The following is a 13,516-nucleotide window of genomic DNA, read 5'->3' as shown; positions in this document are numbered from 1 at the left end:
CAAATTATTAGGAGGAATTTTATCATGGCAAACGCAAACGCATTGGGAATGGTGGAAACAAAAGGTTTGGTAGGGGCAATCGAGGCAGCAGACGCAATGGTGAAAGCAGCAAATGTTACGCTGATCGGCAAAGAGCAAATCGGTGCAGGTCTCGTAACGGTTATGGTTCGCGGCGATGTGGGCGCTGTTAAGGCAGCTACCGACGCAGGTGCAGCAGCAGCAGAACGCGTTGGCGAATTGCTTTCGGTACACGTGATTCCAAGACCTCATGCTGAAGTGGACGCAATCCTGCCTAAAACCACAAAAGCAGAATAAAACTACTCTGACAAGCCGGACGAGGAAGACAGCAGAATGCGGGCACTTCGCCCGCATTCCACTTCTGACTATGGCGATTTATCCTGGCTTGTAACAGTTCGGACGATCGCGTAAGGAAATATGAACACGCATTCGCCTTAGAAGGATGTGAAAACATGGCTGTGATTACGGAAAGCGAGCTGCGCAAGTATTTTCGAAATCGGAATTTGAAGGATGTTGCCGTTTATGAGACGGCTGCGGGAACGATACTGACGCCATCAGCCAAAAGCTTTTTGACCGATCATCAGATTGAACTGCGGTATGTGACAGCTTCTGAGACGGATAAGGATACGGTAAAGGAACCGGTACCGGCACCAGCGCAAGAATCGACGCTGCAAAACGAAGTTAAGCTTCAAGTGACGACCAACCTGGATGTTGAACCAGCAACCGGCGGGAAAAAGCGATTTCGAACGCTGTACGGCGGATTTTTGGAAACGAAGCCTGAGCATATGACCCATTTGTATGGAAATATGCTCGTTTTTAAGGATCATCCACGGATATTATTCCGCGGCAAGCTGGACTCATTGGAAACAAAAATATTGGAAGCACAAATCAGCTGCTTCAAGCTGAATATGACCAAGCTGGTCAACGATTTGGAAGAGATTTTGCAATTCGTTAGGCGGATCGTACGGTGCGAAGTGCTTAGCGAAAGCATTGAAGAATTCCATTTGCTTGGGCTGAACCCCAAGGAACTCAGGGAGCAATCCCATTTTCCCAAGAAATACTTTGGACTGGAACATTTTCAACCCAGCTATGATATGGGCGAAGCGGTTGTTGTCATAAATGCGTTACGCACATTGACGAGGGAGACGGAACTGCTGGCTTATCAAGCCTTCAAGAAGGAACATGGAGATGTAGAGCGTGAAGATATCATTCGATCACTGAACAGGCTGTCTTCCTTGTTCTGGATTATCATGTTCCGCATCCGTGTTGGAGAGTACAACTGATGAGGTGACTAAGGTGGATAACCAACTGGTAGAGAGCATCATTAATGAAGTGGTTAAGCGGGTGCAGGATGAAACCTGTTTCGAAATCGAAGCATCCGGCAAGCATGTGCATTTGAATCGGGAAACGATCGATGCCTTGTTCGGCAAGGGATACCAGCTGACGAAAGCCAAGGATCTTTCCCAGCCGGGGCAATATGCTTGCAAAGAACGCGTGACGCTGATCGGGCCCAAGGGCTCTTTGCATAATGTCGTCGTGCTTGGTCCGGAACGCAAAGAATCGCAAGTAGAGGTATCGCTCACAGATTCGGTCGTGCTCGGAATATCTGCTCCGGTAAAAGAAAGCGGTAAGTTGGAAGGAACCCCGGGAATCGTCATCGCTTCGGGCAGCAATATGATTCGGCTCGATCGAGGATTAATCGCAGCACAACGCCATATTCACGTGAAAGCGGAGGATGCGGAGAAATACAACGTAAAAAACGGCGAAATCGTACAGGTAAAGGTGTATGGCAAACGTCCGCTTATTTTTGACGATGTACTGGTTCGAGTGAGCCCGAACTTTGAGACCTACATGCATATTGACTACGACGAAGCAAATGCATGCGGTTTTACGAAAGGTACGAAGGGGAAAATTTTGAAGTAGGGCATCCAGGTTTAGGAGCGTGAAAAAATGAACATAGAAGCTCTGGATCGGGCAGCGATTATCGAAACCGTAACGGCTGAGGTGATGAAACGGCTGGAACTGGCACAGACGAAAAAGCCGGATGTATCCAAAAAGCAAGCGGTTCTACTGACTGTGGAACCGCTGCCGGAACTGGAAAATAAGCTGAAGCCATATTATGAGGTGCGTTATTACGATGAGGCACTCAGAGATTGTGATGTGCTGATTATTCCTACAATATGTATTCAGCTGTTATCCCACCTTGCGAACGGCATAAGCGCAGGCCCGCGTGAACGGTTCGTGCTCACGATGCTGCTGAAGGGACGAAAGGTGATTGCGTTCGAGGAAGGATTGCTTTACCGCAAATACAAGTCAACGGCCCCAATATTGTTGTATAAAATGTACGATGAATTTACAGACAAGCTGAGCGATTACGGAATCCGGATGGTCAAAGAAACGGAAATGCTTGCGGTTTGTATGGAGGAAGGGCGGCTTAAGGATATGACTCAGGTTGAGCCTCATACCGAATCCGTTTATGCACCGCATGATGCGGAAGTATTGAGCCGCAAAGTCATTACCGAAGCGGAAGTGAAAAAGCACCGTCTGCAGAACCGGACAGAGATCGTGATAGACCGGCATAGTATCATTACGCCGCTTGCTCAGGATTACTTACGCATGCAGCAGATGCAGATACGTAGAAGATAACGGGTGAGGTGAACTTATGATCATGGGACAAGTTATGGGAAGCCTGTGGGCTACCCGCAAGGATAATAAGCTGAACGGGATGGCCTTCCTCGTGGTTAAACCGTTATCATATGCCAAAGAACCCGTCACACGTGAATATTTTGTCGCTGCGGATAATGCCGGGGCGGGCATAGGGGATACGGTGTTGGTAACGACCGGAAGTGCGGCCCGAACATCGTTTGCCAATGCAGACATACCCGTTGATGCGGTCATCGTAGGGATCGTCGATTCGATCGAGGTGACACATGATTAGTGCAATAGGTGTTGTTGAGATGCGCAGCATTAGTAAAGGTTACGAAACAGCGGACCAAATGCTGAAGACTTCGCCTGTTGAAGTGCATCATATGAAGCCGATCTGTCCGGGCAAGTTTCTGATCGTCATGAGCGGGGATACCGCAGACGTAAAGGCAGCGATGGAGACAGCCAAGGTGGAAGCCGGCGAATTCCGGATCAGCGACTTTGAACTGCATGGCGTACATCCCGATATCATCGATGGATTGAAACGCCGTCCTTCCTCCCTGCCTGTGAATGCGCTTGGCATTGTGGAGACGGCTACGGTGTCTCCTGGCATTTTTGCATTAAATGAAGCTTTGAAGCAATGCGACATTCATGTGAAAAAAATGAATCTTGGCATGGCGATTGGGGGCAAATTTCTCGCCGTGTTCACAGGAAGTGTCAGCGATGTGGAGCAGGGGATGAAGGTGTTTGTATCCTCCATGGATCCAAAGCGGATCATTCATCATGCGGTGCTTCGTTCCCCGTCCGAAGAAATCATACAACACTTCCGGTAGGGAGTTTTCAGGGCACGATGGTCAATGAAAACCATTTGCTTTGGATCATATAGCGATAGAATGGGGGAGCATGTACGTGGAGATTAATGAAATTATCATATACGGCATGGTTATTTTCATGATTCTCGGTGCCATCGATAAGTGCATTGGGTACAAGTTCGGATTGGGACATCAATTCGATGAAGGGATTATGGCCATGGGTTCGCTTACGCTTGCCATGGTGGGGATCATCTGCCTGTCTCCGGTCCTGGCCAAAGTGCTAAGTCCGGTCGTCGTTCCGATATACAGCGCATTGGGAGCAGACCCCGCCATGTTTGCGACTACATTGCTGGCGAACGACATGGGCGGCTTCTCGCTGGCACAGGAACTCGCGCAGAGTCCGGAAGCGGGATTATTCGCAGGAACGATTCTGGGGGCTATGCTTGGCCCTACGATTGTATTCATCATTCCGGTTGCACTTGGCATTATTAAAAAAGAAGACCAGAAATTTTTGGCTACCGGCGTGCTGGCCGGTATCGTAACTATACCGCTCGGTTGCTTGATTGGCGGATTGGTTGCCGGTTACTCGATCACAATGATTTTGTCCAACCTGGTTCCAATTATTTTGTTTGCTGTACTTATCGTGCTGGGATTGTGGAAATTTCCGCAGGGTATGATCAAAGGGTTCACGGTTTTTGGGCAATTCATCGTTGTCGTTGCGACTTTGGGACTCGCAGCTGGCATCACGCAGCAGTTGACGGGGATTACCATCATTCCAGGGCTTGCTCCGGTTGAAGACGGAATTAAGATCGTTGGCGATATTGCTATTGTACTCGCCGGCGCTTTTGCGATGGTATTTGTAATTACGAAAGTATTTAATAAACCGCTTATGAAGCTGGGCAAGTTGCTCGGCATGAATGAGATTGCGGCAGCCGGGCTGGTTGCGACGCTTGCTAACGTCATACCCATGTTTGGCATGATGAAAGACATGGATGCGCGGGGCAAGGTCATCAACGTCGCATTTGCCGTGTCGGCCGCATTTGTATTCGGCGATCATCTTGGTTTTACGGCCGGGGTCGCGAAGGAAATGATTTTCCCAATGATTGTCGGGAAGCTTGTCGGCGGAATTACGGCGGTTGTTGTAGCCCTGTTTTTGGCTAAGAAGATGGCTCCGGAACCGAAGGAAGAACTTCAGGAGTCATAATAGCGGTTTTTTTCAGAATATTATTTTTACGTATGCAGGTTTCTATCTAATCCTCTCGTTTGAGCCCATCTTGAAAAAGGTGGGTTTTTTATGATATCAGACTCTCATTCCGCATTGTGGCATTACTGAAGCAGCAATTGATGGAGGAATCATTACCAGTGAATGCAACTCCAGTTTCTTTGAAGCAGGAGAAATTGGCATTGGCAACACAAATAATAAGAGTGTTTTGGGAACTTTGATGAGATTAGAAATCTATGCAAAAATCAATAAACGATTTCGAGGTTGGAATGAGAACAAATGTTCCAGGAAATGATTGACATATTATTAGATCAAATATATACTATTATCAAATCGAAAGAAGTGCGGGAGAAGCACCTCGCAGGACAGGCTATGAAGCCTTTCTTGTGGGGTGCTTTTTGCTCTTCCTTTGAGGATGATATGGATAAGGGAGATGATTGTTTTGTTGCAACGAAGAAGAAAAAACCGCTATATAAACAGTCTAGTCGTTCTAATCATGTTTTTCCTGCTTGTGGCCAGACCGCTTTATGCAGAGGCTTCAAATACTGGGTGGAATGCTGCGTTAACAAGCATTGACCAGTTGTATGACAATTTTACCGCATTGGAGTTAGCCAATAAACAGGATAAGCAGCAAATACAGGTGCTGCGCAAACAAAACAATGACAAACTTAAAGAAATTAATTCGAAAGTACAGCTCATTGACAAGGTAATGCTCGACAAGTTAAAGACAGAAGCAGACCAGACTCAGAAAAAATACGCTCCTATGCTTGCGGAATTTACTGATCTCGGCAAGAAAGCGACGGAAGCAAGGAAACGCAAAGATCGAAAGTCCGCTCTTCTGTATGATCTCAAGCGAAACCGTATAAAGGGTGCTGTTAATACGGCGCGACAGGAGATCAAATTGAAAAAGGATGCTCTAACAGCTGCGAAGAAGCAGGCTGCCGCAAAAGCCAAAATCGTCAAAGATGCTTTATTACCGGTGCAAACGCTAAAGAAACAAATCACAGCCGAGAACAAAAAAATAACAGACTTCAATAAAAATAAAAATGAAGTGAATAAACGTTATAAAGCAGCTGTCAAGGAGGGAGATGCTGTGAAGGCTGCTGCAGAATTGAAACGGATCGTTGATGATGCTAACCAGATTCATGCTTTACAGAAGAAGATATTTGAATGGGAGGGGAATATTAGGAGTACAATTCATGCTGCAGATGCCAAGCTATCGAAATAAGTGTTTATTTACGGATGTACCCAGCTTCCAAATGATGAACGGAAGCTCGTTAATTCACTTGTTGTAGCTAAGCGGTGACATCGAATATCTTTAGGTACTCTGAATAAGCCAATCTCATAACCCAAGAGCAAAGAGCCCGTCCAAGACACAGGCTCTTTGCTGTAAAGCACTAGTCGAAGAAGAAATCCGACAGGCCGCGCCATTTACCGGATCGTTTGATCTCTTCCAAAAGCACGGTTGCGCCAGCAATATATTGCCTCGAAAATCCCGAATACGCCGACGACTGCGGCGACCAGAATAACCGCCCAAACGCCGAAAGCGGTCATCGTCACTGTAGTTCCTTTATCCGCTAGCAGAAGCGCACTGCCGACAACCCAGAGGAAGTCGAGTACTGTAATAACAAGCACGGCCGCTGGAGAAACAATGCTCCTGGATGCAGTCCATACGAGAAATGCGACGAATACGAGCAGGAAAACACCAGTTGATACCAAGCCGGTTCTACTGTCTAATCCAGTCCATTCAGCAACATACCCTGGAAATAATAACAACAGCAACCCGCATGCTCCGGACGAAACGGAATTTATCACCAGAACTTTGCGGATGAAGGTTTCTCCTGTAGGCGTTATAACTCTATTTGGTTTCATATTTATCCCCTTTCATTTGAGCACGCTTCATTGTCCGCTTGTACAGTTTTTACAAGCGAAGAAATGATCCCCAAGTGCATTGCTTCGTGGATGAATGCGAAGTTAAACAGCTCGCCTGCCGTTTCGAACCTCAGCGGCCCCATTTCAAACGGCGGGTTCAAGGGCATTTTCAAGGACCCGGGGTCTATCTTGGACAGCTCGTCGTACTGCGCGGATAAATATTGAATCAGTTCCTCCTTCGATGGGGGCGTGATAGTCCAGTCCGACGGTTTCGTTCCGGTCATGAATAAGCCGGAATAGTTTTCCGGCAGCTTCGTATTTAACGCCGGGTTTGCGGAGAGAAACCAATTCAGCATAGTCACGATATGACCGGTGTTCCAACGAATGGTATTCTTAAATCCTGCTGGAGTTATATCGTAGATTTCTTCCGGAATCGCTTGAATGGATCCGATCACTAATTGATGCACCGTTTTTGCGGTTTGGATGCTTGCTTGGGACATTGTACATTCCTCCTAATGGTTTGGTTATGCTCTAACAACCCGAGATTAGCCCAAAAACTACTGCCAAAACCATACTTTTCACTGCCATTTGGTGCCAATATGGCTTTTTTTTCGGTCAGCAATAAAAAGCGGTTGTTTTTTGGGTGGATATACCCAAGAAAACAACCGCCATCTAAGTCATCGTTATTGCGCCTTGATCAGTGCGTTTTTCTCCTTCAGACTTGTTGCTATAAGACGCGCGCCAGCATTCTGCCAATTGTAGCAGGTGCGCTCGGGCACGCAGGAACGGAACCACGCCAAAGCATCTTGGGAAGGGGCATCCAGCTGATTACCCGAATAACGTACGCTATATGGCTTAATTCCGACGACGTAAGGGAAGTACAAAGCATTGTAAAACTTCCATTCGTCCGTCGTGCCAAACGATTCATCCTGGCGCGGCTTTATTTGCAGTATACTTTCGATAAGCAGAGATTTAAGCTCGTTAGCCCGTTCCATTACACCATCAACCGCTCCTCGCTTCCGCAGCCTTTCGTCAATCAGCTTCAACTGCGTGAGCGGGCTTGACGCCAAACGCTCCAGGTTGCCCAAGTTGCTAGTTGCGCGCCGGATATGACGGTAGAGCTCCTCATCGTCCATCTCCTCCGGTTTCGCATCCTCATCAATACGAGCCTGGACGCTTTCGACCAAACGCAGTTTGGAGCGTTCCAGACGCAGCTTCGGGAACATCATTAAAGCGAAGTTGTCGAGCAAAGCCCGAATCGGATACACAAACACTTGGAATGCAATGGAAACCATCATGCTGATCATCAATAACAGCAGTGTAATAAAATCGAAACCCGTCCCCGTTCCAAGCCAAATAACAAGCGCAACCTGACCGGAAAAAATGAGCGTAAAAAAGACAGAGTAATCGAGGGACCGAAACAAATCGGGCAGCCAGGATTCCCCTTGCTCCCTGATTTCTTTGATCATCGTATACGCGCTGAACACCAGCATTCCTGTACCTTGTGCCATTATGACTCCCTTGTTCCATGCGTCGTTCGGATAAAAGAAGGCCAAAGCCGTCATGCAGGCAAATATAAGAAGCGGCACATAACTGAAGACATAGAAGGAAAGGGGCCGCTTTATCTTATCGGACAATGTTCCCCATAGGGAAAGCACTATAAACAGGATGAAAAATGTACATAACGCAGCTTTATAGGAGACAACGAATTCGTCAGGATTCACAGCGAAGGCCAGCCAAATCACGCTGCCCAGCGCCAGCCCTATTAAACCATACTTCCATAACGTCCATAATGCGTTCCGTTTATCTTCTTTTCCCGCGACAGTGGATAGAACGGCACCTTGCCACAAAACCAAAGGCAGATAGGAGGAGATATCTTGTATCTTGTTAAGTGGCAGTGCGATGCGCTGAGGCTCTAGGCTGTAAGGCATCAATACGGCTGCCCCAACACCGAACGAGCAAACAATTACGCCAAGACCGGCCAGCAATAGCCGAACGTTTCTTGCATCTCGGCTAACTATATATAAGCCGAACCAAAACATGAGTCCGAAATAAATAAGCTGCACAGTAATCATGCCGATGGTTCTCCTTTACTTGAAGCTATAGAAATAAAAGTCGAAATACTGGTCATGATTCTCTTTTAATATAGGCCGAATGTTTGCACAGCCAGGTTTTTAACGATATTGTAGCATGGAGGGCTCTGACACAACAATATGATAAAGCTATGGATATACTCAGTTGACCTTGCAACCGGAGGTAGCGTGGGGGATTTCTGCGTTATTAAGGGTTGACGACAAAAATATGTTGCTACTCGTATGGATGCAGCTATTTTACAGCAATCGTTCCGGCGCGGCTGATAAGCTCCATTGAATTGGATGCATCCCCAATCGTGCCTTTGATTAATTTTTCCGTGCTCTGTTTTACCTTGAAGCCATCTAAACCAACGCTTATATCCGATGAGTCGCTGCTTGCGGTAAGCTTTAACGAAGCAGGGGGTGTTTTATAAGATACGGCGATATCTCCCGATTGTGTTTCTACTCGCATCAACGTTCCCTCTTCGATCTGTTTGACGGATACTTCCCCATAGGTTGAAGTGATGTTCATCACGGGGCTGGTCACGTCTGTCATATAGCTGGCGCCGCTGCCTGTGGTTACCGTTAATTCGTTTAGCGAGCTGTCTTTCAATTTGATATCCCCGTCTTTGGAAGTAAACACACCCTTTTCTGCTGAAAGTCCTTCGATGTTCTCAGACCCCGAATTGTTGGCGATGACAATGTTTTGCGCCGCTACATTCTTCATCTTGATGTCACCTGCATTATTGTTCAATGTAATCGTATCGACTTCACGGTCGGGAATCGAGATATAAATCGTCCCTTTTTTGCCAAAAGTGAACCCTGCCATAGCACTACCATGGTCTTCCTGGGTAACGACAATTTTATTCCCGTCATGGTTAATCGTTACAGGGTCGCTCTTATTGTTCTGCCGCTTGCCTTCGCAAGCGATGGTGATGTTCGGGGAATCGGAACGCTTGAATTCAATGTCCCAAGATTCGTTGTTGACTTCAATTTCTTCAATGCGGGTAGCTTCGTAGGAAGATTCATGGTTATAACTTGTTGATTTCCCTACGCCTTGGCAGCCCATAACTAACCCGCCAACGGTAAGCAAAACAAGCGAAGTGGTTATGATTTTCCTCATGCTCTAGTCCTCCATTCATATACGGTGAAATTTTAAGCTACATCGGTTCGATCTACTTTATGAAAAGAAAGATAGCCAAGGATAAGGCCAAGCAGACAGAGAGCAATCGGGATGGCGATGAAATGAAACAGACTGGTCGAACTTCCCCCGTCAGACACCGTTGTGTTAACCACGAATCCAATGACGACAGCCGAGGTGATCGTGGAAGCCGTCGATTTTTTTCGCATGCCAAAAGATAAAGGAATCAGGCTGATTCCGGCGATCATAAATGCTTGGAGCAACATTGTTGGAAGTGTAGCCATTATGTCTCCGACATGCACCGATTCTTCAAATAAACCGATCATCGGATTCAAGAAGTACACTAACAAATTGATCACAAACGTAGAGACGATGATGCTGAAGAAGCTAAATCCAAACACAATCGATAACTTGGCTTGAATGATTTTTTTTCGCTTTCGATTTCGGATACGATATGACTCGAAATTAAAATGGTCGTTCCGTATCTCTCCTTTAAATGCAAGAAAAGCTCCCGCATTTCCTTAATCCCGATCGGGTCAAGCCCATTGATAGGTTCATCCAGAATAAGAATATCGGGTTTCGTAACAATCGCGCGCGCAATCCCTAATCGCTGCTTCATCCCTAAAGAGAATTCATGGATTTTTTTCTTCCCCACACCCTGAAGACCTACGATCTCCAGCGCTTCCTTGATCGCTGTCTTATCGCGATAGTCCATGTATCTACAATGAAACTCCAAGTTGGCCTCCGCTGTCAGCCGGTCGTAAAACACGGGGTATTCAATGATGCTGCCGATTCTTTTTAAGTATTGAACCGATGTTGGCAGAACCAACTGATCGAATACTTGGATATCACCGGAAGACGGTTTTACCAGATTTAAGATCATTTTCATAATGGTTGTTTTACCGGCTCCATTCGGACCTAAAAATCCGTAAATTTCTCCTCTGCTGATACTCATATTGACGTTTGTAATGGTTTCCGTGCCCTTGAATGCCTTGCTTTGATTTGAATGGCGGCGTTCACTTGTCATTTCCTCCCTTAATGATGTGCTACACTAAGCTTAGGGAACGAAAGTAAAAATAAAGTAAACACAATGGAAAAAGCTCGTAACATTTTGACTAGAGTAAACTCGGGATCTTGTAAATAGAGTAAGATAGAAAAGTGAATACACAGGATAAAGCTTGAAGTGAGGGGAAAATCGCAATGGAATCTGCATCCATACTAGCAGTCGATGATGAAATCGGTATTTTGAAGTTATTGGAGATCACGCTTCGCAAAGAGAATTTTACGCATATCGACACCGCATCATCGGGCAAAGGCGCGCTGCAGCGGATCAAAGAGAAGGCATATGATATGATTTTGCTCGATATTATGCTCCCGGATCTAAGCGGTTTTGAACTATGTGCGGAGATTCGGAAACATACGAATGCACCGATTATTTTTATTAGCGCACGCTCCACCGACTTCGACAAATTAACGGGTCTAGGGATCGGCGGGGACGATTATATTACCAAGCCGTTTAATCCACTGGAGGTCATTGCCCGAATCAAGGCGATCCTTCGCCGGCAAAGGTTTATGGAGAATGCTCATCAACAAAACACGGCGTTCGATTACGGGTACTTCTCTTTTCATCCGGAATCGGCAACGTTAACCGTGAAGCGTCAACCTGTAGAATGCACGGCGAAGGAGCTGGAGCTGCTGCATTTCTTTTGTAAACATCCGAATCATATCTTCACGACGGCTCAGCTTTACGAATTGGTATGGGGAAATGATGTGTACGGGGAAGAAAAAACGGTCACGATCCATATCGCCAAGCTGCGAAAAAAACTCGGCGATGATACCCGAAAACCAAAAATCATCGTGAATTTGCGGGGAATCGGTTATAAATTCATCCCCCCAAATGAGGCACTGTCATGCGAATAAAAACTCGATTTACGATTCATTTGGCATTAGGACTTATTCTATGGATGCTTGGCACGGGTGTACTCGTTGTTATTATTCTTGAAGGCCTTCTTCCCTTGCTCGGTATCCATGTCAGTCTAGATGATGAAGGACTGTTTGTCGGATGGATCTTTGGTGCGAGTACGCTGCTGTGCATCGTTTTGTTTGGATGGTATTTTGGCGGACCGATCGGATTCATCATGGCCTGGATTCATCGACTCTCGCAGGACAACTATGAGCAACCTGCCGATTTGCCTCAAATATATACCCGTAAAGGGAAACTTCGCATGCGGTTCCGCCTGTATCAGGAGGTGCTTGAGTATCTTCAATCCTTGAGAGTCAAACTGCAAGCGAACGAAATCGAGAGGAGCCAAATCGAAGAAGCCAAGCAGGAATGGATTGCGGGGATTTCTCATGATTTGAAAACACCGTTAACCTATATCAAAGGCTACTCAGCGCTTTTATTGAATGAGCAGTACGAGTGGTCGAAAGAAGAGGCGATCTCTTTCATTCGGGAAATGGACGACAAAGGAAAGCATATGGAGGAATTGATTCAAGATTTAAGCCTCGTCACACAGCTCAATCGCGCTGACGGCGCTTTGCCATTACAGAAGACGAATCAAGATATCGTCGAATTTACAAAACGGGTAGTTGCCGATATCAGCAATAGCCCGCAAGCGAGCAGCTATCATTTGCATTTTCAAGCGGATCCACCTGCCATTTATGTTGATTTTGATTTGAAATTCATGCAGCGCATCCTGCAAAATATGATGATGAACTCCATCCTCCACAATCCTGAACATACAAATATATATGTACAGATTGCGGACACAGGAGAGCATGCTGTAATCCGCATCAAGGACAATGGCGTAGGGATGCCGGCCCATATGGTGGAGCACCTATTCCAGCAATATTACCGGGGCACGACCACGGATTCTACCTCTGAGGGCACGGGACTCGGAATGGCGATTGTCTACAAGCTGGTTCAGGTTCATGACGGCACAATTAGTGTAGAAAGTGAGCCTTCACAAGGAACTTCGTTCACGATTCGATTGCCGAAAAAGGGTCTGTCTTCTCTTGGTTCACAGGGAACAGAGGAGTATTCATGGAACTAAGGGGGAGAACCATTTGAAGAAACTGCCGACCATTCAATTGGAAAGATTGACATTACGGCCTTTCCGTCTAGATGATGCCAAAGTCGTTCAACAATTAGCAGGGGATCCATATATTGCGGAAACAACATTATATATCCCGCATCCGTATGAAGATGGGATGGCAGAACAATGGATAGAAACACATGCTCATAACTTTAATGAAGACCGATCACTGGAACTAGCTATCGTACATAAAGAAGAACAGCATGTAATAGGCGCTATCTGTATTGGATGTAATAGGAATTTTGATCATGGTGAACTTGCATATTGGATTGGGAGACAGTATAAGAACAATGGATATTGTACGGAAGCGGCAAAAGGTATCGTACGGTATGCGTTTGACGAAATGAAATTGAACCGTATATTTGCCCGATATCTGGGGAAAAACCCTGCATCGGGTAAAGTCATGGAAAAGTTAGGAATGAAATATGAAGGTCGTTTAAGACAGCATGTGAGGAAATGGGATCAATATGAAGACCTCGTGTTTTATGGACTTTTAAGGGATGAATATATTTCGGAGAACAGCTAATGGATAACTAAAAGTAGCTCTTCCTCAATAGAGGATGGGCTGCTTTTGTATTTCAGCTAACAACATCTTGACAATAACAGGAAACCTGTTATTCTATAACCGACAGTCAGTCGGT

Annotated in this window: 15 protein-coding genes and 2 pseudogenes; 11 read left to right on the top strand and 6 right to left on the bottom strand. The window is 46.1% G+C overall.

The genetic code is table 11. From position 1 onward, the window contains the following. Positions 1-24: 24 nt before the first annotated feature. From AB4124_RS00140 to AB4124_RS00105, 8 genes are all read left to right on the top strand, one after another. Complete coding sequence (locus tag AB4124_RS00140; RefSeq protein ID WP_076325828.1) at positions 25-315, top strand: BMC domain-containing protein; 291 nt, start codon at positions 25-27, stop codon at positions 313-315. 155 nt (positions 316-470) lie between these two features. Next, the gene (locus AB4124_RS00135; RefSeq protein WP_339291161.1) at positions 471-1,301 is read left to right on the top strand and encodes a cobalamin adenosyltransferase; all 831 of its coding nucleotides are present in this window, start codon (positions 471-473) and stop codon (positions 1,299-1,301) included. A 13-nt stretch (positions 1,302-1,314) separates the two neighbouring features. Continuing rightward, positions 1,315-1,941, top strand: coding sequence for an ethanolamine utilization phosphate acetyltransferase EutD (eutD, locus tag AB4124_RS00130; protein ID WP_098747745.1), 627 nt, complete (start codon positions 1,315-1,317; stop codon positions 1,939-1,941). Between the two features lie 27 nt (positions 1,942-1,968). Continuing rightward, positions 1,969-2,664: an ethanolamine utilization protein gene (locus AB4124_RS00125; RefSeq protein WP_441970457.1), complete on the top strand. Its 696-nt coding sequence runs from the start codon at positions 1,969-1,971 to the stop codon at positions 2,662-2,664. Between the two features lie 16 nt (positions 2,665-2,680). Continuing rightward, a complete protein-coding gene (locus AB4124_RS00120) occupies positions 2,681-2,956 on the top strand; it encodes a EutN/CcmL family microcompartment protein (RefSeq protein ID WP_441970455.1) in 276 nt (91 codons plus the stop codon). Next, entirely contained in the window at positions 2,949-3,494 is a 546-nt protein-coding gene (locus tag AB4124_RS00115) for a BMC domain-containing protein (protein ID WP_441970453.1), read from the top strand. The genes AB4124_RS00120 and AB4124_RS00115 overlap by 8 nt, the downstream gene beginning before the upstream one ends. A gap of 76 nt (positions 3,495-3,570) precedes the next feature. Continuing rightward, entirely contained in the window at positions 3,571-4,677 is a 1,107-nt protein-coding gene (gene eutH, locus AB4124_RS00110) for an ethanolamine utilization protein EutH (protein ID WP_379407087.1), read from the top strand. Positions 4,678-5,137: 460 nt separating this feature from the next. Then, positions 5,138-5,923: a hypothetical protein gene (locus tag AB4124_RS00105; RefSeq protein WP_441970451.1), complete on the top strand. Its 786-nt coding sequence runs from the start codon at positions 5,138-5,140 to the stop codon at positions 5,921-5,923. 203 nt (positions 5,924-6,126) lie between these two features. Here the strand turns inward: AB4124_RS00105 and AB4124_RS00100 are convergent, their stop codons facing one another. The 6 genes and pseudogenes from AB4124_RS00100 to AB4124_RS00075 form a co-directional block, all read right to left on the bottom strand. Further along, positions 6,127-6,567 (bottom strand): hypothetical protein, encoded by a 441-nt coding sequence (locus AB4124_RS00100; RefSeq protein WP_441970449.1) that lies wholly within the window; start codon positions 6,565-6,567, stop codon positions 6,127-6,129. Between the two features lie 2 nt (positions 6,568-6,569). Continuing rightward, positions 6,570-7,067 (bottom strand): DinB family protein, encoded by a 498-nt coding sequence (locus tag AB4124_RS00095; protein ID WP_441970447.1) that lies wholly within the window; start codon positions 7,065-7,067, stop codon positions 6,570-6,572. A gap of 183 nt (positions 7,068-7,250) precedes the next feature. Next, a complete protein-coding gene (locus AB4124_RS00090; RefSeq protein WP_441970445.1) occupies positions 7,251-8,642 on the bottom strand; it encodes a hypothetical protein in 1,392 nt (463 codons plus the stop codon). 250 nt (positions 8,643-8,892) lie between these two features. Beyond that, positions 8,893-9,762: a DUF4097 family beta strand repeat-containing protein gene (locus AB4124_RS00085; RefSeq protein ID WP_441970444.1), complete on the bottom strand. Its 870-nt coding sequence runs from the start codon at positions 9,760-9,762 to the stop codon at positions 8,893-8,895. A 32-nt stretch (positions 9,763-9,794) separates the two neighbouring features. After that, a pseudogene (locus tag AB4124_RS00080) lies at positions 9,795-10,217 on the bottom strand (ABC transporter permease); the annotation flags it as partial. Next, positions 10,217-10,807, bottom strand: a pseudogene (locus tag AB4124_RS00075) (ATP-binding cassette domain-containing protein); the annotation flags it as partial. The pseudogenes AB4124_RS00075 and AB4124_RS00080, both read right to left, overlap by 1 nt. Before the next feature lie 173 nt (positions 10,808-10,980). Between AB4124_RS00075 and AB4124_RS00070 the strand changes: the two are divergent. From AB4124_RS00070 to AB4124_RS00060, 3 genes are read left to right on the top strand one after another with little or no spacing between them, the layout of a single operon-like run. Next, a complete protein-coding gene (locus tag AB4124_RS00070) occupies positions 10,981-11,700 on the top strand; it encodes a response regulator transcription factor (RefSeq protein WP_098747698.1) in 720 nt (239 codons plus the stop codon). Then, the gene (locus tag AB4124_RS00065) at positions 11,691-12,833 is read left to right on the top strand and encodes a sensor histidine kinase (RefSeq protein ID WP_441970441.1); all 1,143 of its coding nucleotides are present in this window, start codon (positions 11,691-11,693) and stop codon (positions 12,831-12,833) included. Before AB4124_RS00070 ends, AB4124_RS00065 begins: the two co-directional genes overlap by 10 nt. Positions 12,834-12,846: 13 nt before the next feature. Next, on the top strand, positions 12,847-13,401 hold the full coding sequence (locus AB4124_RS00060) for a GNAT family N-acetyltransferase (RefSeq protein WP_441970439.1): 555 nt from the start codon (positions 12,847-12,849) through the stop codon (positions 13,399-13,401). Positions 13,402-13,516 lie beyond the last annotated feature (115 nt).

This window comes from Paenibacillus sp. 2KB_20 (assembly GCF_052115765.1).
Lineage (GTDB): Bacteria > Bacillota > Bacilli > Paenibacillales > Paenibacillaceae > Paenibacillus_AQ.
This window is presented reverse-complemented; position numbering and strand designations above follow the sequence as displayed.

Bases quoted from the DNA above. Each gene is read 5' to 3' on its own strand.
- AB4124_RS00135 (WP_339291161.1), top strand. From the start codon at position 471: ATGGCTGTGATTACGGAAAGCGAGCTGCGCAAGTATTTTCGAAATCGG.
- AB4124_RS00115 (WP_441970453.1), top strand. From the start codon at position 2,949: ATGATTAGTGCAATAGGTGTTGTTGAGATGCGCAGCATTAGTAAAGGT.
- AB4124_RS00100 (WP_441970449.1), bottom strand. From the start codon at position 6,567: ATGAAACCAAATAGAGTTATAACGCCTACAGGAGAAACCTTCATCCGC.
- AB4124_RS00095 (WP_441970447.1), bottom strand. From the start codon at position 7,067: ATGTCCCAAGCAAGCATCCAAACCGCAAAAACGGTGCATCAATTAGTG.
- AB4124_RS00125 (WP_441970457.1), top strand. From the start codon at position 1,969: ATGAACATAGAAGCTCTGGATCGGGCAGCGATTATCGAAACCGTAACG.
- AB4124_RS00070 (WP_098747698.1), top strand. From the start codon at position 10,981: ATGGAATCTGCATCCATACTAGCAGTCGATGATGAAATCGGTATTTTG.
- AB4124_RS00090 (WP_441970445.1), bottom strand. From the start codon at position 8,642: ATGATTACTGTGCAGCTTATTTATTTCGGACTCATGTTTTGGTTCGGC.
- AB4124_RS00120 (WP_441970455.1), top strand. From the start codon at position 2,681: ATGATCATGGGACAAGTTATGGGAAGCCTGTGGGCTACCCGCAAGGAT.
- AB4124_RS00085 (WP_441970444.1), bottom strand. From the start codon at position 9,762: ATGAGGAAAATCATAACCACTTCGCTTGTTTTGCTTACCGTTGGCGGG.
- AB4124_RS00140 (WP_076325828.1), top strand. From the start codon at position 25: ATGGCAAACGCAAACGCATTGGGAATGGTGGAAACAAAAGGTTTGGTA.
- AB4124_RS00065 (WP_441970441.1), top strand. From the start codon at position 11,691: ATGCGAATAAAAACTCGATTTACGATTCATTTGGCATTAGGACTTATT.